At 76.0% G+C, this 19,795-nt stretch carries 14 protein-coding genes; 9 read left to right on the forward strand and 5 right to left on the reverse strand.

What is annotated here, in order from left to right; all coding sequences use genetic code 11:
* Window positions 1-149: 149 nt before the first annotated feature.
* Window positions 150-1,379, forward strand: coding sequence for a hypothetical protein (locus tag ACI79D_RS21560; RefSeq protein WP_456920549.1), 1,230 nt, complete (start codon window positions 150-152; stop codon window positions 1,377-1,379).
* A gap of 140 nt (window positions 1,380-1,519) precedes the next feature.
* Window positions 1,520-3,355 (forward strand): hypothetical protein, encoded by a 1,836-nt coding sequence (locus ACI79D_RS21565; protein ID WP_456920551.1) that lies wholly within the window; start codon window positions 1,520-1,522, stop codon window positions 3,353-3,355.
* 80 nt (window positions 3,356-3,435) lie between these two features.
* On the opposite strand, the gene ACI79D_RS21570 is transcribed toward ACI79D_RS21565, so the two are convergent.
* Window positions 3,436-4,029 carry an SACE_7040 family transcriptional regulator gene (locus tag ACI79D_RS21570; RefSeq protein WP_456920552.1) on the reverse strand — a complete coding sequence of 198 codons (594 nt, stop codon included), beginning with the start codon at window positions 4,027-4,029 and terminating at the stop codon, window positions 3,436-3,438.
* 135 nt (window positions 4,030-4,164) lie between these two features.
* On the opposite strand from ACI79D_RS21570, the gene ACI79D_RS21575 reads away from it, so the two are divergent.
* The 5 genes from ACI79D_RS21575 to ACI79D_RS21595 all read left to right on the forward strand — a co-directional run bounded on the left by ACI79D_RS21575 (window position 4,165) and on the right by ACI79D_RS21595 (window position 11,760).
* Window positions 4,165-5,778, forward strand: coding sequence for a carboxyl transferase domain-containing protein (locus tag ACI79D_RS21575; RefSeq protein ID WP_456920553.1), 1,614 nt, complete (start codon window positions 4,165-4,167; stop codon window positions 5,776-5,778).
* 49 nt (window positions 5,779-5,827) lie between these two features.
* Window positions 5,828-7,822 carry an ATP-binding protein gene (locus tag ACI79D_RS21580; protein ID WP_456920554.1) on the forward strand — a complete coding sequence of 665 codons (1,995 nt, stop codon included), beginning with the start codon at window positions 5,828-5,830 and terminating at the stop codon, window positions 7,820-7,822.
* Complete coding sequence (locus ACI79D_RS21585; RefSeq protein WP_456920555.1) at window positions 7,819-8,982, forward strand: acyl-CoA dehydrogenase family protein; 1,164 nt, start codon at window positions 7,819-7,821, stop codon at window positions 8,980-8,982. The genes ACI79D_RS21580 and ACI79D_RS21585 overlap by 4 nt, the downstream gene beginning before the upstream one ends.
* A gap of 227 nt (window positions 8,983-9,209) precedes the next feature.
* Window positions 9,210-11,141, forward strand: a complete 1,932-nt coding sequence (locus ACI79D_RS21590; protein WP_456920556.1) for a hypothetical protein — start codon at window positions 9,210-9,212, stop codon at window positions 11,139-11,141.
* A 4-nt stretch (window positions 11,142-11,145) separates the two neighbouring features.
* Complete coding sequence (locus ACI79D_RS21595; RefSeq protein ID WP_456920557.1) at window positions 11,146-11,760, forward strand: GNAT family N-acetyltransferase; 615 nt, start codon at window positions 11,146-11,148, stop codon at window positions 11,758-11,760.
* 41 nt (window positions 11,761-11,801) lie between these two features.
* Here the strand turns inward: ACI79D_RS21595 and ACI79D_RS21600 are convergent, their stop codons facing one another.
* Window positions 11,802-12,827, reverse strand: a complete 1,026-nt coding sequence (locus ACI79D_RS21600) for an NADPH:quinone reductase (RefSeq protein WP_456920558.1) — start codon at window positions 12,825-12,827, stop codon at window positions 11,802-11,804.
* Between the two features lie 40 nt (window positions 12,828-12,867).
* Entirely contained in the window at window positions 12,868-13,515 is a 648-nt protein-coding gene (locus ACI79D_RS21605; RefSeq protein ID WP_456920559.1) for a haloacid dehalogenase-like hydrolase, read from the reverse strand.
* Window positions 13,516-13,624: 109 nt separating this feature from the next.
* Between ACI79D_RS21605 and ACI79D_RS21610 the strand changes: the two genes are divergently transcribed.
* Window positions 13,625-14,521: an ATP-grasp fold amidoligase family protein gene (locus ACI79D_RS21610; RefSeq protein WP_456920560.1), complete on the forward strand. Its 897-nt coding sequence runs from the start codon at window positions 13,625-13,627 to the stop codon at window positions 14,519-14,521.
* Window positions 14,522-14,601: 80 nt separating this feature from the next.
* Complete coding sequence (locus ACI79D_RS21615) at window positions 14,602-16,452, forward strand: putative bifunctional diguanylate cyclase/phosphodiesterase (protein WP_456920561.1); 1,851 nt, start codon at window positions 14,602-14,604, stop codon at window positions 16,450-16,452.
* Window positions 16,453-16,525: 73 nt separating this feature from the next.
* Here ACI79D_RS21615 and ACI79D_RS21620 read toward each other — a convergent pair whose 3' ends face one another.
* Window positions 16,526-19,129: a bifunctional FO biosynthesis protein CofGH gene (locus ACI79D_RS21620; protein WP_456920562.1), complete on the reverse strand. Its 2,604-nt coding sequence runs from the start codon at window positions 19,127-19,129 to the stop codon at window positions 16,526-16,528.
* A gap of 118 nt (window positions 19,130-19,247) precedes the next feature.
* Window positions 19,248-19,760 (reverse strand): flavin reductase family protein, encoded by a 513-nt coding sequence (locus ACI79D_RS21625; RefSeq protein WP_456920563.1) that lies wholly within the window; start codon window positions 19,758-19,760, stop codon window positions 19,248-19,250.
* Window positions 19,761-19,795: the final 35 nt, after the last annotated feature.

Here is a 19,795-nt window from a genome sequence, read left to right on the forward strand (position 1 = left end):
ACCGACGACCCTACGTCCCGCTCGCCACCACTGCCCCGCGTGTCGGCTCCATAGCGCATCCGCCACACCGGTGCCACTCGGGGCCCGGGGGAACGGCCGCCGGGCCACTACGCTCGGCGGCGATCCGCCCCGAGACCAGGAGTTCCGCCGTGCCCGCTGCCGCTGCACCTGCCGCGACCGACCGAGCGGTCCCGCCGGCTCCGGGGTCCCTCGCCGCCGTCCTGCGCCACCCGCTCCTCGCGCTGCGCTGGTTCTGGGCGGCGTACGCGACGCCCGGCCGGCCGGGGCGCCCGACCCGGCAGCAGGAGCTGCGCTGGATCTACGCCGCGTGGCTGGGCGCGTTCCTGCTGAAGATGCTCGGCTCCTCGTGGGACGTCTCCTGGCACTTCAAGTGGCTGCGCGACGACCTGGCCCCGCCGCACCTGCTCAACTCGGCCGGTACCGCGGTGGTGATCGGGCTCGTGGTCTTCCACAGCTACACCGGCTACGGCGTCGACCGGCGGGCGCTGCGCCTGATGCAGGTCGGCATCGCGACCTTCCTCGTGGCGATCCCGATCGACATCCTCAACCACCGCATCAACGGCCTGGACATCACCAGCTGGAGCCCCAGCCACGCGCTGCTCTACATCGGGACGGCGATCATGCTCGCCGGCGCGATCCGCGGCTGGTGGCTCTACGCCGCGCCCGGCCGCGTCCGGGACCTGGTGTCGCTCGGCCTGTGGCTGTTCTTCGTCGAGAACGTCGTCTTCCCGAACCAGCACCAGGAGTACGGCGTCCTGTCGCTGCAGGCCTACGACGCGGGCCGGACGACGGCCGAGCCGCAGCTGCTGGACTTCGCCGCCTCCCAGGGGCAGACGCCGACGATGTTCATGCTGCCGGTCCCGTCCTGGGTGCACCCGGCCTGGATGCTGTGCGCCGGCCTGCTCGCGCTCGTCGTGGCCCGCAAGCTGGTCGGGCTGCGCTGGACCGCGACCGCGGTCGCGGCCACGTACCTCGCCTACCGCGGCGTCATGTGGCTGGGGCTGGTGGCGCTGGACTTCCCGCCGTCGGTCCTCCCCCTGGTGCTGCTCGTCGGGGCGGTCGCGATCGACCTCGCGGTCACCCTGCGGCTGCCCGGCTGGCTGGCCGGGCCGCTGGTCGCCGCCGCCTTCTACCTCGCCGGTGCCGGCCAGGACGCGATCGGCTTCCTCCCGCCCTGGGACTGGAGCCCGGCGGCGGTGGTGCTGACCGGCGTCGTGTTCACCGCCCTCTGGACGGTCGTCGACGCCGTCGGCCGCAGCCGGTGGCTGGAGGCCTGGGCGCGCCCGGTGGAGCCCGGCCGCGAGTACGCGCCGGACGCCGTCCTGAGCGCGGTCGGAGGCGGCACGCCGACCCGCTGAGGGCTCCGGCCCCCGCGTCACATGACGTAACGTTCGGATGACAGCTCTGCCGGGGCGGGTCGCCGTCGACCGCCGGGCCCCGGCTCCAGCGCTGGCGCGGCTTCCCGCCGCCCCGCCGCCAGACCCGCTCGGAGGACCACGTGCTGCCCCTCACCCCCATGCCGCTGCAGACGGCGGGGGAGCGTGCGCTCTTCGACGAGCTGAGCCGCTGGGACACCGGCGGCGCGGTCCGAGGTGCGGTCGTGGCCTCCATCCCCGTCGTCGACGGACCGATGGAGCGGCGGCTCGCCGACGCCGTCCTGTTCGTGCCGGAGGGCCTGGCGGTGGTCCGCGTGGCCGAGGTGGTCCGCCAGAGCGGCGTGGTGACCGCGACGCCCGAGGGCTCCTGGACGATCGGGCCGGAGGCCGGCCGGCCCGGCGACGTGCTGCGGCTGTCCGGAGGCGGGTCCACCCCGCTGGACGGGCTCATGCGCGCCGGCATGGACGCCGCCGTCCGGCTGCGCCGCGCCGGTCTGGAGCCCGGCCGGATCGCCCGGCTCACCGTGCTGGTCGGCGACCTCACCGGGCTGGTCCCCGCCGACGGCGACCTGGGCGAGGGCGACCAGGTGGCGCTGCTCGAGCCGCGCTCGCTGCTGCTGGGCATCGCCCGGGCGGCCCGCTACACCGGCGTGGACAACCCCCGGCTGTGGACCACCGCCGACGTCCGCGCCGCACTGGACGCGCTGGGCCTGGCCGGCCGCGGTCCCACGGTGCAGGAGCTCAACGGCGAGGGCTTCCCGTACTCGCCCTACGTGCTGCGCACTCCCGAACTGCTGGCGCCCGCCGCGATGAAGGCCGCCGCGCCGAAGCCCGCCCCGGCGCCGGCCCCGGCCGCCGCGCCGTCCGGCCGTCCGCTGGTGGACCCGGTGGCCGCGGCGGCAGTGGCCGCGGCGGCCATCCGCGCCGACGAGGAGGCGGCCGCCCGCGCCGCCGCGACCCGGGACGCCGCGGCCGCCTCCGCCCTCGTCGCGCCCGCTCCGCCGGCACCCGGTCCCCGCACCGAGTCCCCCCGGGTCGGCCCGCAGGACACCCTGGTCGGCCCCACCGTCGGCGTGACCGCGGAGGAGACCGGCGGCATCGGGGGGCTGTTCGCCCGCGCCGAGCCGGAGGAGCCGGTCCAGGTCGAGGAGCCGGCCAGAGTCGAGGAGCCGGTCCGGGCCGAGGCGCCGGCCAGAGTCGAGGAGCCGGTCCGGGCCGAGGCGCCGGCCGCCCCCGCGTCCCCGCCCGCCCCCGCACCGACGGCCGCCCGGGCGCCGCTGGCCGACGGCGTCCCGCTGGTCGGGCCCCGTCGGCGCCCGCGGTCGGCGCGGCGCACCGCCCTGCTGGTCGGGGCGGCGCTGCTGCTCGTCGTCGTCCTCGGGATCGGCGCGACGCTGCTGTTCGGCGGGGACGACGACCATGCCTCCGCCGGCGCCGGGACGTCGGAGGCGGGGGACTCCACCGCGCCCGTGCAGGCGCCCGCCGGCCCCGAGGTCGGCGACCGCGAGGTGGTCGACGGGCTGACCTTCGTCGCCCAGGAGGTGCGGGTCGACGACACCTGCGAGGGCAACGCCTACGGCGCCGTGGCCGACTTCTTCTCCGACACCGACTGCACCGGCCTGGCGCGGGCGCTGTACTCGACGGAGGTCCAAGGGCGTCCGGTCGTGGTGTCGGTGTCGGTGGTCGACATGGGCGAGGCCTCGCCCGCCCGGGCGCTGCGCGCGCTGGCCGACCGCAACGGCAGCGGCAACGTCAGCGACCTGTTGCGCGAGGGCGCCCGTTACGACGGCGGGCCGGACCAGTTGAAGGACGCGGAGTACGCCAGCGCGGTGTCGGGCAGCACGGTGACGATCGTGGAGACGGCGTGGGCCCGGGGCGGCAAGAAGGGCACCGCGCACGACCTCGACGTCGTGGCCTCGACCGGGCTGGTCCTGCCCATGCCCGACCCCGCCGCCTGAAGGAGGACCCCGCTGCCCCCGGTCCTTCGAGGGGTCCTCCTACTCGCGGCGGGCCCCTGCAGCGGGGCCGTTCCCGTGGCTCACGTCCTGGCGGCGGCCTCGGCCATCGCGGCGAGCAGGTCGGCCATCGCGGCCCGCGGCACCCGCCCGGCGCTGTACGGCGTGGAGTTGATCAACCCGAAGACCGCGTGCGCCCGGGCCCGGCTGGCCCCGACGTCCGCGCCGGGGTGCAGCCGGCCCAGGACGTCGACCCACACCTCCACGTAGCGGCGCTGCAGCCGCCGCACCTGCGCGGCCTCCTCCTCGGCCAGCGACCCGAGGTCGCGGTCGTGCACGGTGATGAGCGCCGGGTTGTCGAGGGCGAAGTCGACCTGGAAGGCGATGAGCGTGCGCAGCTGGGCGAGCGGGTCGTCGCCGGCGGCGGCCACCCGGGCGGTGCCGCCGGCCAGCAGCCGCTCGCTGATCCGCAGCAGCATCTCGGCGAGCATCGCGTCCTTGCTGGCGAAGTGCCGGTAGATCGCCGGGCCGGTGACGCCGACCGCCGCGCCGACGTCGTCGACCCCGACCGCCCGTGCGCCGCGCTCGGCGAACAGCTGCGCGGCCGCGCGCAGGATCTGCTCCCGGCGGGACGGCCGGGCCGCGTCGGCGTGCAGGGCGGTGTCGACCTCGGCCACATGCCCTCCTCGCCGGCGCTCGTCGGGCACGTGACCGACGGCGCTCCGATCCGCAGGTGACCTCACCGGCTCGGTCACCGCGCAGATGCTAACGCGCGTTGACCCACCGAGTGAACGGTCGTTAACATCGCCGCCGTGGACGCACCTGTGCTCTCCCGCACACCGACGGCCGACGGGGCGGCCGCAGCCCGGAACGCCGCCGCCCACGCCGACCTCGCCGCCGACCTGGCCGCGCAGCTGCGCCGGGTCGCCGAAGGCGGCGGGGAGCGAGCTCGCCAGCGGCACGTGGAGCGCGGCAAGCTGCTGCCGCGCGAGCGGGTCGACGCGCTGCTCGACCCGGGCAGCCCGTTCCTCGAGCTCTCCCCGCTGGCCGCGCACGGCCTCTACGGCGGCGATGCCCCGGCCGCCGGGATCATCACCGGCATCGGCCGGGTCTCCGGCCGCGAGTGCGTCGTCGTCGCCAACGACGCCACCGTCAAGGGCGGCACCTACTACCCGATGACGGTGAAGAAGCACCTGCGCGCGCAGGAGGTGGCGCTGCAGAACCGGCTGCCGTGCGTCTACCTGGTCGACTCCGGCGGGGCGTTCCTGCCGATGCAGGACGAGGTGTTCCCCGACCGCGAGCACTTCGGCCGGATCTTCTACAACCAGGCGACGATGTCCAAGGCCGGCATCCCGCAGATCGCCGCCGTCCTGGGGTCGTGCACCGCGGGCGGCGCGTACGTGCCGGCGATGAGCGACGAGGCGGTCATCGTCCGCGAGCAGGGCACGATCTTCCTCGGCGGCCCGCCGCTGGTGAAGGCCGCGACCGGCGAGGTGGTCACCGCCGAGGAGCTCGGCGGCGGCGACCTGCACAGCCGGGTCAGCGGGGTCACCGACCACCTGGCCGAGGACGACCCGCACGCGCTGCAGCTCGTCCGGCAGATCGTGGCCACCCTCGGGCCGCGAGCCCCGCGACCGTGGGACGTCGAGCCGGTCGAGGAGCCGCTGTACCCGCCGGAGTCGGTCTACGAGGTGGTGCCGCCGGACCCGCGCACCCCCTACGACGTCCGGGAGGTGATCGCCCGGCTGGTCGACGGCAGCCGGTTCGCCGAGTTCAAGCCGCTCTACGGGCAGACGCTGGTCACCGGGTTCGCCCGGCTGCACGGCCACCCGGTCGGGATCGTCGCCAACAACGGCGTGCTGTTCAGCGAGTCGGCGCTCAAGGGCGCGCACTTCATCGAGCTGTGCGACCGGCGCAGCATCCCGCTGCTGTTCCTGCAGAACATCTCCGGGTTCATGGTCGGCCGCGACTACGAGGCCGGCGGCATCGCCAAGCACGGCGCGAAGATGGTCACCGCCGTCGCCTGCGCCCGGGTGCCCAAGCTGACCGTCGTCATCGGCGGCTCCTTCGGGGCCGGCAACTACTCGATGTGCGGCCGGGCGTACTCGCCGCGGTTCCTGTTCACCTGGCCCAACGCCCGGATCTCGGTGATGGGCGGGGAGCAGGCCGCGTCGGTGCTGGCCCAGGTGCGCCGCGACGGCCTGGAGGCCCGCGGCGAGGAGTGGCCGGCCGCGGACGAGGAGGCGTTCAAGAAGCCGATCCGGGACCAGTACGAGACCCAGGGGCACCCCTACTACGCCACCGCCCGGCTGTGGGACGACGGCGTGATCGACCCCGCCTCCACCCGGACCGTGCTGGGCCTGGCCCTGTCCGCCTGCGCCAACGCGCCGCTCGAGGACGTCGGCTACGGCGTCTTCCGGATGTGAGCGGGGCAGGCGTGGCCGTCTCCGCCCCTCGACGGATCGGGGAGTGACCGTGTTCGACACCGTCCTGGTCGCCAACCGCGGCGAGATCGCGGTCCGGGTGATCCGCACGCTGCGCTCGATGGGTATCCGCTCGGTCGCCGTCTACAGCGCGGCGGACGCCGGTGCGCTGCACACCCAGGTCGCCGACGTCGCCGTCCCGATCGGGCCCGCGCCCGCCGTCGAGAGCTACCTGTCCATCGAGCGGGTGCTCGACGCCGCCGTCCGCACCCGGGCGCAGGCGGTGCACCCCGGCTACGGCTTCCTGTCGGAGAACGTGGAGTTCGCCCGGGCCTGCGAGAAGGCCGGGATCGTCTTCATCGGCCCGCCGGTCGCCGCGATCGAGGCGATGGGCGACAAGATCCGTGCCAAGCAGACCGTCGCAGCCGCCGGCGTGCCCGTCGTCCCGGGGCGCACCGAGCCGGGCATGGACGACGACACGGTGGCCGCCGCGGCGGTCGAGGCAGGCTTCCCGGTGCTGCTCAAGCCGAGCGCCGGCGGGGGCGGCAAGGGCATGCGGGTGGTGCGGTCGGAGGCGGAGCTGCCCGGCGCGATCGCCGCCGCCCGGCGCGAGGCCCGCGGCTCGTTCGGCGACGACACCCTGCTGGTGGAGCGATACATCGGCGCGGCCCGGCACATCGAGGTGCAGGTGCTCGGCGACGCCCACGGCACCGTCGTCCACCTCGGCGAGCGCGAGTGCAGCCTGCAGCGCCGGCACCAGAAGGTGATCGAGGAGGCGCCCTCGCCGCTGCTGTCCCCGGCGCAGCGGTCGGCGATGGGCGCCGCCGCGGTCGAGGCGGCGCGCGCGGTCGGCTACACCGGCGCGGGCACGGTGGAGTTCATCGTCGACGCAGAGAAGCCGGCGGAGTTCTTCTTCCTCGAGATGAACACCCGGCTGCAGGTGGAGCACCCGGTCACCGAGTGCGTGACCGGCCTGGACCTGGTCGAGCTGCAGGTGCGGGTGGCCGCGGGGGAGCGGCTGCCGTTCGGCCAGGACGACGTCCGGCTCGACGGGCACGCCATCGAGGCGCGCCTCTACGCCGAGGACCCCGCCCGCGGCTTCCTCCCGCAGGCCGGCACCGTGCTCGGCCTGCGGGAGCCCAGCGGCACGGGCATCCGGCTGGACAGCTCGCTGGCGGTGGGGTCGGTGGTCGGCACCGACTACGACCCGATGCTGGCCAAGGTGATCGCCTCCGGCCCCGACCGGGCGACCGCGCGGGCCCGGCTGGTCGGCGCGCTCGGGCACACCGCCGTCCTCGGCGTGCCGACCAACACCGCGTTCCTCCGCGCGCTGCTGGCCGACCCCGACGTCGTCGCCGGCCGGCTCGACACCGGCCTGATCGAGCGGCGCGGCGAGGCGCTCACCGCGGCCGACCCGGTGCCCCCGGCCGCGTACGCCGCCGCGGCGCTGGCGCTGCTGGTGGAGGCCGAGCCGGCCGGGCCGGTGGTGGACCGCTGGGACGTCCCCGACGGCTGGCGGCTGGGCGAGCCCGCCTGGACGGTGCGCCGCCTGCAGGCCGCCGGCGGCGAGCCGGTGACCGTGCGGGTCCGCGGGCGGGCGGCGGCCGCCGAGGTGCAGGTGGGGGACGCAGACCCGGTGCCTGCGACCGCCCGGCGGGACGGGGGCGAGCTCGCCGTGACCCTGGACGGCGTCACCTCGCGGTACGCCGTCGTCCACGCCGGCGGCGACGTCTGGCTGGCCGCGAACGGCCGGGTGGCGGCCTTCCGCGAGCACGAGCGGCTGCACTCCGCGGCCGAGGGCGCCGGCGGGGACGGCGTCGTCACCGCGCCCATGCCCGGGACGGTGACGGTGGTGCAGGCGGCGGTCGGCGACCAGGTCGAGGCGGGGACCCCGCTGCTGGTCGTCGAGGCGATGAAGATGGAGCACGTGCTGACCGCCCCCGTCGCGGGGACGGTCGCCGAGCTCCCGGTGACGGCCGGCCGACAGGTCCGGCTCGACGAGCGGGTGGCCGTGGTGACCCCACGAGCCGCCGACGAGGGGGAGTGACCGACGTGCTGGACTACCGGCTCGACGAGGAGACCGACGCCCTGCGCACGCTGGTGCGCGAGTTCGCCCAGGAGGTCGTCGCACCGCAGATCGGGAAGTTCTACGAGCGGGACGAGTTCCCGACGGCGATCGTCCGCCAGATGGGCGAGCTGGGGCTGTTCGGGCTGCCCTTCCCCGAGGAGTACGGCGGGTCGGGCGGCACCTACTTCGACCTGTGCGTGGCGCTGGAGGAGCTGGCGCGGGTCGACTCGTCGGTGGCGATCACCCTCGAGGCCGGCGTCTCGCTCGGCGCCATGCCGATCTACCGGTTCGGCACCGAGGAGCAGAAGCAGCGGTGGCTGCCGCGGCTGTGCGCCGGGGAGGCGCTGGGCGCGTTCGGCCTGACCGAGCCCGGCGGCGGCTCGGACGCCGGCGCCACCCGCACCACCGCGCGGCTCGAGGACGGGCACTGGGTGGTCAACGGCTCGAAGGCGTTCATCACCAACTCCGGCACCGGCATGACCGACCTGGTCACCGTCACCGCGGTCACCGGCACCCGCCCGGACGGCGGCAAGGAGATCTCCGCGATCGCCGTCCCCACCGACACCCCGGGCTTCACCGTGGGCCAGCGGTACTCGAAGGTGGGCTGGAACGCCTCGGACACCCGGGAGCTGTCCTTCAGCGACTGCCGCGTGCCCGAGGAGAACCTCGTCGGCGAGCGGGGCCGCGGCTACGCGCAGTTCCTCTCGATCCTCGACGAGGGCCGGATCGCCATCTCCGCGCTGGCGGTCGGCCTGGCCCAGGGGTGCGTCGACGAGTCGGTGAAGTACGCCGGGCAGCGGGAGGCGTTCGGCCAGCCGATCGGCCGCAACCAGGCGATCCAGTTCATGATCGCCGACATGGAGGTGCGGGCCTCCACCGCGCGGCTGGCCTACTACCGGGCGGCGGAGAAGATGCTGCGCGGCGAGCCGTTCAAGCGCGAGGCCGCCATCGCCAAGCTCTACAGCTCGGAGATCGCGATGGACAACGCCCGCTACGCGACCCAGGTGCACGGCGGCTACGGGTTCATGAACGAGTTCCCGGTCGGCCGCTTCTACCGCGACGCGAAGATCCTCGAGATCGGCGAGGGGACCAGCGAGGTGCAGCGGATGCTCATCGCCCGCGATCTCGGCGTCGGCTGAGCGGAGTGGGAGGGCGCGGATGACGCGCCCGTGGCACTCCGCTCCGGCAGGACCCGGACGGTCCGGTACCGGCACGGGAGCGACCCTGTTACGGGCGGGGTGCGCGGGACGAAGGCGCTGGTGGGGACGGCGTGTCGGCAGGCCCGGTGCTGTGACCGGACGGGTCCGTGGGGAGGCTCTCGGCGGCTCCTGACGACGGTCGTCAGGAGACCGCCAGGAGTCCTGCGATGTCGGCGTCCCGTCGTCCCGCCCGCGCCCCCCGTCCGTCCCGTGCCGCGGTCGCGCGGGGCTCCGCCCTGGGGCTCGGCCTGCTCGTCGCCGGTGCGGCCACCGCTCCCGCCGCCCTGGCCGAGGTGGACGACGCCGCGACCGGGGGCGCCGACCCCCGCACCCAGCCCGAGGAGCAGCGCCCGGCGGCCGCACCGCTGAACGAGACCCCGGCGGCCGCCGCCGTGGCGGACCCGCTCGACGGGGACTTCGGCATCGGCAAGGCCTCCGTGCCCGTCGGGATCGCCGTGGACGGCATCGCGCCGCGTGACCTGGACCTGTCCGGCGGGCAGTTCACACTGACCAGCACCGCGGACAAGACGTCGTCGTTCCGCTGCACCACCGACGTCGCGGGCGCGTGCCGCGTCGAGTTCGGCACCGGGCGCAGCGAGGACCCGTCCGTGGTCCGCGTCCCGGCCGGCTCGTACGCCCTGCGCCAGACCACGCCGGTGCCCGGGCTGGCTCCGGCCGCGGGCCGGTCCTGGACGGTCTCCGTCTGCGACCCCGAGGAGGAGTCGTTCGCAGGCCTCCTCTGCAGCATGGCGTCGGCGGTGCCGCACGACCTCGCGGTCGTGAACACGTCCCGGTTCCACACCCGCATCGAGACCACCGTCGTCGACCGGGTCACCGGCCGGCCGGTGTCCGGGGTGGGCTACGAGCTGACGGGGCCGGACTACCGGCACGCCCCGGACGCCGGGACGGCCGACGACTGCCAGGCCGCGGAGGAGCCCGAGGAGGAGCCGACGCCGGAGCCGGAGCACCCCTTCCCGGTGCGCCTGGGCAGCCCTGCCGGCGAGCCCCTCCCCGGCGCCGGAACCGAGGCGTCGGGTACCGCACCGGCGGACGGCGAGGCGGCCGTGGACGGCGGGGCGGCCGTGGACGGCGCGGCGCCCGCCGACACCGAGGCCGCCGACTCCGAGGCCGCCGACTCCGAGGCCACCGACTCCGGGGCCGCCGACTCCGAGGCCACCGAGCCCGGCTCCCCGAGCGCGGACTCGGCGGGTGAGGACACCGGCACCGCGACCGCCGACACCGGCACGCCCGACGTGGCGGGCACCGACTCCGGCGACGCGGCCACCGATTCCGGCGACGCGGGCACCGACTCCGGCGAGGTCGCCGCCGCCGGCGCCGTCGCGGATGCCGAGTCCGGCCAGGTCGCCGCCGCCGACGTCGCCCAGGACGCGGGGGCCGCCGTCGCGGCAGCGGCTGCGGCCGCACCGGACGAGGACGCCGTCCCCACCACGGAGGAGCACGGGGTCGTGGTCCACACCGGCTGCTTCCTGCCCGGCGCGTGGCGGATGACGGCGGTGCACACCCCCACCGGCTACGCCCCGGGCGACACCTTCACCACCGCGCTCTCCGCCCCGGTCGTCGACGAGGGGTACGGCGAGCTCGACCAGACCTTCGAGCAGACCCACCGCCTCCGCCCCGTCGGGTCGACCGGCGACGCGGACGACAGCCCGGAGACGTCGCCGACCCCGAGCCGGCCGACCGAGCCGACTCCGCGGCCCGAGCCGGCTGGGGACCCGGCCCCCGCCTCGACGGACGACGAGCAGGCCGCAGGCGGCGGCTCCACCGGCGGCACCACCGGCCGCACCAGCGGGAGCAGCACCGCCGGCACCTCGCGCGGTGTGCCCGCCCCGCTCCCGTCCCCGGCCGCCGTCGCCACGGAGCCCCCGGCCGCGACGCCGTCGGCCACGACGCCCCAGCGGTCCACCACGCCTACCTCGCCACATCCGGTCGCTGAGGACGCGGGCGGCTCCGAGCAGCTCGAGCCGGCCAGTGAGAGCACGGCCTTCGAGGCCGGCCTCATCGGGTTCGGCGTCCTGTTCGTCGCCGCGGTCGTCGTCGGCCTCGGCCTGGTGCGCCGCCGCGCCCGCCGGCAGGACTGACCCGGTGCTCTCCGGGTGGTGGGCCCGGCTGCCCGGACCGCGGCAGCCGGGCTCGCCTGCGCAACACACGCTGGTCGGCGTCCTCTCGGCGGAGTTCCCGGCACACGCCGTGGTGGACCTGCCCGACGCGCGCCGCCCCGCCGGGTGGCAGGTCGCCGTCCGGGCCGACGTGGACGGCACCCGGGTGCACTCCGTCGAGGTCGCCCTGCCCGGAGCGCCCCTGCTCTGGTACGTCGAGCTCCCCGAGCCCGGCGAGGGCGCGACCACGCTGGTGGCCTTCTCCGACGCGCGGCACGCCGAGGGCACCCTGCTCAGCGGTGAGCAGGCCCGGGCGGCCGGGGTCGCCGGGCGGGACCAGGTCGCGGCGTTGCGCTGGTGGACCGGCACCGGCCTGGTGCACCAGGTCTACGTCGCGCCGCAGCACCGCCGCCGCGGCGTGGCAGGCAAGCTCGTCCAGGCGGCGTACGGCATCCAGGCCGCCCGAGGGCTGCCCGGGCTGCACGGGGACGGCCGCCGAACCGACGACGGCGAGCGCTGGCGGGCCGGCCTGCCGGACTTCATCGCCTGGCGGCTGGCCCCGCGCAGCGAGCGCCTGCCGTCGATGACGCCGGGGGAGTAGCGGTGTGCCACGGCGCGGAAAGCGCGCCCGTGGCACTCCGCTCAGGCGGTGACGTCGACGAGCACCTTGCCGACGGCGCCGTCCTCGACCGCGCGCTGCGCCTGGGCGGTCTCGGCCAGCGGGTGCACGTGCAGCGGCAGGCCGGCGTCCTCACCCACCCGGACGGCGCCGTCGAGGACCGCGGCGTTCACGTCCTCGACGGCGATCGCCTTGGCCCGCTCCGGCTCGGTGTAGACGAGCACGAACTGCCAGCGCGCGTTCGGGCCCATCTGTGTGCGGACCGGCAGGGTCACCTCGTCGCCGCCGTTGTTGGCGTAGACCGCGACCGATCCGTGCAGCCCGACCACCTGCGCGTCGACGCCGGCGTTCTGCGCCGGCGCCACCTCGACGACGGCGTCCACGCCCTTGGCCGTGATCTTGCGGACCTCGGCGACGACGTCCTGCTGCCGGTAGTCGATGACGTGGCTGGCACCCGCGGCCGCAGCCAGCTGCGCCTTGCGCGGGCTGCTCACCGTGGCGATCACGGTGGCGTCGGCCCAGCGGGCGAGCTGGATGGCGGCGTTGCCCACCGCGCCGGCGCCGCCCTGCACGAGCACGGTGGAGCCGGTCAGCGAGCCGGGGCCCAGCCGATCGGGGAGCGACTCGGCGACGGTCAGGCAGCGGTGCGCGGTGAGGAACGGGATGCCCAGCGCGGCGCCCAGCTCGAAGGACGGGCCGGCGCCCAGCAGCACGACCTGCCGGGCCGGGACGACGGTGTACTCGGCGGCGGTCCCGAACGGCCGCTGCCAGGCCGCCTCCCAGATCCACACCCGCTCGCCGACCAGCACCGGGTCGACGCCCTCCCCGACGGCGTCGACGGTGCCCGAGCCGTCCTGGTGGGGGATCTGACCGTCCGGGCCGATCGCGGCACCCGCGGTGGCACCGCTGCGGGACTTCCAGTCGGTGGGGTTGACCCCGGAGAAGGCGACGTGCACGCGCACCTCGCCGGGACCGGGCTCGGGAGTGGGCCGCTCGACGAGCCGGAGCACGTCGGCATCGCCGTTCTGCGTGTAGGTGATGGCTCGCACGGCAGCGCCCTACCCGTTCCTGCGCCGATCAGTGCCGGAGTCAGCGCCAGGTGACCGTCTCCGGCGGCCGCCCGAGCACCCGTCGGACCTCCCGCTCCGCCCGGCCGCCGGCGTTGACCAGCACCGGGCGGGCGGTGCCGGCGAACAGCGGCAGGTCCGAGGCGCTGTCGCTGTAGACGGCCACCCACGGCGGCGGGTGGCCGCGCTCGGCGAGCATGGTCACCTTCGCCTCGCCCATGGCCCGGCGCACCCGCAGCGGCCGGAAGGACCCGGTCGAGCCGACGACGTCGACGTCCGCCAGCCCGAGGGCGGCGAGGAAGCCGCGGGCCATCGTCTCCTCGCAACCGGTTGCGACGACGACGCGGTGGCCCTGCCGCTGGTGCCGGCGCACGCAGGCGACGGCCTCGGCGACGGCGGCCTCGGGCTTGCGGGCGAGGACGCGGCGGTAGGCGCCGGCGATCGCCGCCACGCCACCGTCCGGCTGCCGGCCGACGGCCACGCAGGTCAGGAGCCGGGCGGCCAGCGGGCGGGTCCAGGGCAGGGCGGAGCCGACCAGCAGCACGGGGGCGAGCAGCAGCAGCGGCAGCGCGTGCAGCGGCGACTGCCGCAGCCGGCCGGAGAGGAACAGGGTCGAGGCGTCCCCGCCGAGCAGCACCTTGTCCAGGTCGACCACGACCGTCGGGCTCATGCCGGGGGAGTACCGGAGTGCCGGGGCGCAGGAAACCTGCGCGGGCGCACTCCGCTGGGGACGGCGGGTTCGCGTTGCCGGGGCGCGCGCGGGCTGGTGAGGTCGGGCGGTGCCCGCGCTGCCGACCCGACCGGCCCCGTCACCGCTCCGCCGGATCCGGCAGTACCGCGAGGTCACCGGACGGTTCCCGCCCCTGCTGCGGCCGCGCACCTTCAACGAGAAGCTGAACTGGCGCATCTGCTTCGACCGCCGCGCCCTGCTCGCGCACACCTGCGACAAGCTGGCGATGAAGGAGCACGCCCGGCGACGCGCACCCGCCGGCCTGCGCATCCCGCGGACGCTGTGGGCCGGCACCGACCTCGCCGAGCTCGCCGAGGTGGCGCTGCCGGCGCACTGGGTGGTCAAGCCCAACCACTCCTGCCGCCGGGTGCACGTCGGCTCGGGGGCGGCCGACCCCGCCGAGCTGGCCCGGCGCACGGAGGGCTGGGTCGAGGAGCGGTACTGGGAGCTCAGCGAGGAGTGGGCCTACCGCCGGGCGCGGCCGGGGCTGCTGGCCGAGGAGTACGTCGGCGTCCCCGGCCAGGTGCCCGTCGACCTCAAGGTCCTGGTCTTCGACGGCGTGCCGCGGGTGGTGGAGGAGCACACCAGCCGCGGGCCCGAGCACCGGATCCGGTTCCGGACGCCGGACTGGGCGCCGCTGCCGTGGACCGCCGGCTACCGGCGCGGCCCGGACACCCCGCCGCCGGACCGGCTCGCGGAGATGCTCACCGCCGCGTCGGCCCTGGCCGCCGGCTACGACATGCTCCGCGTGGACTTCTACGAGCACGCCGGCGAGCTGTGGTTCGGCGAGCTCACGCCGTACCCCGGCGCCGGCTGGACGCGGCTGGAGCCCGAGTTCGACGAGCTGCTGGGCTCCTGGTGGACGCTGCCCTGGCGCCGCCGTCGGGCGCCCGTCCTGCCCCTGCGCCTGCCCGCGGACCGGCCGGAGCAGCGCGCCGCCGCCTGACCGCCCTCCCTCGTCGGGGTGAGGCCCCGACTCCATCCCTGCAGCGCGGGCGGTGTCCGGGCGATGGAAGAGACGTGCACGTGAGACTCCCCGGCCGCTTGGCGGCCCTGCTGCCCGAGGGACGGCGGCTGCCCGACGCGGTCTGGCAGCGGCGGCACCAGGTGCTCGTGTGGGTCGCGGCGGCACAGGTCCCCGCGCTGGCCGTGCTGGCGCTGCTCACCGCCGCGCCGATCACGGCGGCCTTCGTGGTGGGAGCCGTGGCGTACCCGCTCAGCTTCCTGCTGCTGCCGGGTGCCGGCCGCGGGCTGCGGTCGTCGGCGACCACCACGAGTCTGCTCGTCGCGTCGGTCGCCCTGGTCCACCTGCTGAGCGGCCTGACCGAGGCGCACTTCCACTTCTTCGTCGTCATCGGGCTGGTGGCGCTGTACCAGAGCTGGCTGCCCTTCGGCCTGGCCCTGCTGGTGGTCCTGGTGCACCACGGTGTCGCCGGCACGCTGTTCCCGCACGACGTCTTCGACCACGCCGGGGCCTACGCGCACCCGTGGAGCTGGGCGGCGGTGCACGGGGGCTTCGTGCTGGCCGCCAGCCTGGCCCACCTCGCGGCGTGGCGGCTCAACGAGCAGCAGGGGCTGCGTGACCCGCTCACCGGCCTCGCCAACCGCACGTGGCTGGTCGAGCACGCCGAGCGCCTGCTCGCCCGCGACGGCGGCCCGGTCGGCGTGCTCCTGCTCGACGTCGACGACTTCCGCGACGTCAACGACGCCCGTGGGCACGCCGCCGGCGACCGGCTGCTGGTCGCCCTCGGCCGGCGGCTGGCCGGGTGCGTGCGCGCCGGCGACCGGGTCGGCCGGCTCGGGGGCGACGAGTTCGCCGTCGTGGTGGACGGCGGCCCCGAGGTCGTGCACGCCGTGGGCGAGCGGGTGCTGCGGGCGCTGGCCGACCCGGTCGCCGTCGACGGCCGGCCGCTGGCGGTGCACGTGAGCATCGGGGCGGCCGGCACTGCCACCGCCGGGGAGCGGAGCGCCGTGACCCTGCTGCGCAACGCCGACCTGGCCATGTACATGGCCAAGGCCCTGGGCAAGAACCGGCTGGTGCACTACGCCGACGGCATGGCCCAGGCGGCGCGGGACAAGGCCGAGCTGCTCGAGGACCTCGCCGGCGCCACCACGGCCGGCCAGCTCGAGGTGCACTACCAGCCGACCATCGACCTGGCCTCGGACGCGGTCACCGGCTTCGAGGCGCTGCTGCGCTGGCGCCACCCGAGCCGCGGGCTGGTGCCGCCGGGGGAGTTCGTGCCGCTCGCCGAGGAGGGCGGGCAGATCGTCGAGATCGGCCGCTGGGTCCTGGCCGTGGCCACCCGCCAGGCGGCCGCCTGGTCGGCGCTCGCCGGCCGGCCGCTGGGCGTCGCGGTCAACCTCTCACCGCGGCAGCTGGCCGACGACGACGTGGTGGCCGCGGTCCGGGAGGCCCTCGACGGCAGCGGCCTGCCGGCCCGCCAGCTGACGCTGGAGGTCACCGAGGGGGTGCTCGTCCGCGACGTCGACGAGGTCGTGCGCCAGCTGCGGGCGCTGCGCGCGCTCGGTGTCCGCATCGCCATCGACGACTTCGGCACCGGCTACTCCAGCCTGTCCTACCTGCGCCGGCTACCCGCAGACATCGTGAAGATCGACCGCAGCTTCGTGCAGGAGCTCGGCACCGGCGGCACGACGACGACGCTGGTCGCGTCGATCATCGAGCTGGCCCGCAGCCTGCACCTGGACGTCGTCGCCGAGGGCGTGGAGACCGCCCAGCAGCACGCCGTCCTGCGCTCGCTGGACTGCTCGCACGCGCAGGGCTACCTGTTCGGCCGGCCGGCTCCCGCGGGCGCGCAGCAGCCACCCGCGCGGCCGGCCCTCCCCGCCGCGCGCGGCCCGGTGACCGCCCTCCGCTGACCTCGGCGGTCCCGTCCCGGCCCCGTCCAAAGGCTCGCCGCGAGCGTGCGAGTGGTGAGGACGGGGTCCTTTCTCAGATCGGGGTGATCGAGAGGGTCAGCGCGCGGCGGCCCTCGTCCGAGCGCGCGGTGGCCATCCGCTCGGCCGACGGCGTGCCGTACTCGGTGGTGCGCTGGCGGGCGGGGCGGCCGATGGCGGCGGCGATCGCCTCGAGTTCGGCGATGGTCTTCAGCGAGCCGTTCTCGCTGCCGGCCATCCGGCTGATCGTCTCCTCCATCAGGGTGCCGCCGAGGTCGTTCGCGCCGCCCTGCAGCACCGCCCTCGTGCCGGCCTCGCCGAGCTTGACCCAGGAGGTCTGGACGTTGGCGATCCGGCCGTGCAGCAGCAGCCGGGCGACGGCGTGCACCGCCCGGTTCTCCCGCACCGTGGGCCCGGGGCGGGCGACGCCGGCCAGGTAGATCGGCGAACTGTGGTGCACGAACGGCAGCAGCACGAACTCGGTGAACCCGCCGGTCTCGTCCTGCACCGCCGCCAGCGTGCGCAGGTGCGCCACCCAGTGGGCGGGGGTGTCGACGTGGCCGTACATCATCGTGGAGGTCGTCGGGATGCCCACCCGGTGGGCGGTGGTGATGATCTCGATCCACGTCGCGGCGGGCAGCTTGCCCTTGGTCAGCACCCAGCGGACGTCGTCGTCGAGGATCTCCGCCGCGGTGCCGGGGACGCTGTCCAGCCCGGCCTCCTTCGCGGCCACCAGGAACTCCTCGAACGAGAGCCCGGTGCGGGCGGCGCCGTTGACGATCTCCATGGGGGAGAACGCGTGCAGGTGGATGCCGGGCTGCCGGCGCTTCACCTCGCGGGCCAGGTCGAGGTAGGCCGTGCCGGGCAGGTCGGGGTGGATGCCGCCCTGCATGCAGATCTCGGTCGCCCCGGCCGCCCACGCCTCGTCGACCCGGTCGCCGACCTGCGCCATCGACAGGGTGTAGGCGTCGGCGTCGGTGCGCCGCTGGGCGAAGGCGCAGAACCGGCAGCCGGTGTAGCAGACGTTGGTGAAGTTGATGTTCCGGTTCACCACATAGGTGACGTCGTCGCCGACGGTGTCGGCGCGGACGGCGTCGGCCAGCGCGCACAGGTGCTCCAGGTCGCTGCCGTCGGCGCCGAGCAGGGTCAGGTACTCGTCGTCGGAGAGTCCGGCCGGGTCGGACTCCGCGTGCAGCAGCGCCGCGAGCACCTCCCGGTCGCCGACCGCCAGCGCCGTCGAGTGCCCGTCCCGAGCTGACGTCGTCCGCTCGCGCAGCTCGGACCAGTCGCCGTAGACGGCGTCGAAGTCCGACCGGCGGTCGGCGGTGCGCCCGACGGTGTCGACCTCGACGTGCAGCTCGGTCCGGCCGGACGACGTCCACGCCTCGTCGGGCTCCTGCCACGGCAGCCCCGCCGGGATCCGGCCGGCCACCGCGAGCCCGTCGGGCCCGGCCAGCGCGGCGACGTGCGGGCGCACCCGCGGGTCCAGCCACGGCTCGGGTTCCAGCACGTACCGCGGCTGGGCGGCCAGCCGCTCCCGCAGGGTGAACCCCGCCTCGGCCGACAGCGCGGCCAGCTTGTCGATGTTGGGCCAGGGCCGCTCGGGGTTGACGTGGTCAGGGGTCAGCGGCGAGACCCCGCCCCAGTCGTCGACGCCGGCGCGCAGCAGCAGACCCAGCTCGGTGGAGTCGGAGAGGTTCGGCGGGGCCTGCACCCGCGCCTTGGGGCCGAGCAGCAGCCGGGTGACCGCGACGGCGGCGACGTACTCCTGCAGCTCCAGGTCGTCGGCGCCGGCCATCGCCGTCCGCGGCTTGGCCCGGAAGTTCTGGACGATGACCTCCTGCACGTGCCCGTGCCGGGAGTGCGCGGCCCGGATCGCGCCGATCGCCTCCACCCGCTCGGCCGGGGTCTCCCCGATGCCCAGGAGCACGCCGGTGGTGAAGGGCACCGCCGACCGCCCGGCGTCCTCCAGCACCCGCAGCCGCACCGCCGGCTGCTTGTCCGGCGAGCCGAAGTGCGGGCCGCCCGGCTCCGCCCACAGCCGCGTGGCGGTGGTCTCGAGCATCATCCCCATCGACGCCGAGACCGGCTTGAGGCGCTGGATCTCCTCCCACGACAGCACGCCGGGGTTGAGGTGCGGGAGCAGCCCTGTCTCCTCCAGCACGCGGATCGCCATCGCCCGCAGGTAGGCCAGGGTCGAGTCGAAGCCGTGCGCCTCCAGCCACTCGCGCGCGACCGGCCAGCGGTCCTCGGGCCGGTCGCCGAGGGTGAACAGCGCCTCCTTGCAGCCCAGCGCGGCGCCGGCGCGGGCGACGTCGAGGACCTCGTCGGGGGAGAGGAACGGCGCCCTGCCCTCCCGGCGCAGCGCGCCCGGCGTGGTGACGAACGTGCAGTAGTGGCAGCGGTCGCGGCACAGGTGGGTCAGGGGGATGAACACCTTGCGGCTGTAGGTCACCACCCCCGGCCGGCCGGCCGAGGCCAGCCCCGCGTCGCGGACCCGGGAGGCCGCGGTGAGCAGCCGGTCCAGGGGCTCGCCGGGGCCCAGCCCGCGCGCGGACAGCAGGACCTCGGCCTCGGTGGCGTCCAGCGTCACGCCGCGGTCGGCGCGGGCCAGCGCGCGGCGGAGGGCGGAGTCGGTGGGCGTGAGCTGCTCGGTCATCCCGGCCGACGCTAGTGGAAGGACCCCCTGCCCCCCACCACTCGCAGGCTCGCGGTGGGCCCCTGCAGGGGGCCTGCCCGGGACGCGACCTCCGCGGGACCGTGCACGGGCCCGGGGATCACGCCCGGCCGGCCGGCCCGCCGGTGCCTTCCACGTACCGGCCGCGCAGCCGCACCAGCGGGACGGCGGCGGCGTCCATCACCGGCACGTCCTCCACCTCGAGGAGGGCGAGCACGTGGTCGCCGGCCTCGACCACCCGGTGCAGCCGGCAGTCCAGCGCCGCGACCGCCGCGTCCAGGACGATCGCGCCGCTGCCGGCCGCCCGGCGCCACGGCACCGACTCGAGCAGGTGCCGCGCGCCGGGCCGCCCGGCCGAGGAGAACCGGCTGGCGAGGATCGCCTGCGGGGCGGCGAGCACGGTGAGCGCGCACCGGCCGACCGCCTCGAGCACCTCCGCGGGGTAGCCGTCGGCGGCCAGACCCACGGCCACCAGCGGCGGGGCGGCCGACACGCTCATCACCGAGGAGACCGTCGTCCCGACGTCGTCCATGTCGTCCCGCACGGTCAGCAGGCACACCCCGGCGGCGTACAGGCGGAGGGCCTCGGCGTAGGTGGCGGGGTCGACCGGCATGGCGGCCAGTCGACCACACCGACAGGATCGGGCAG

This window comes from Geodermatophilus sp. SYSU D00708 (genome assembly GCF_054050115.1).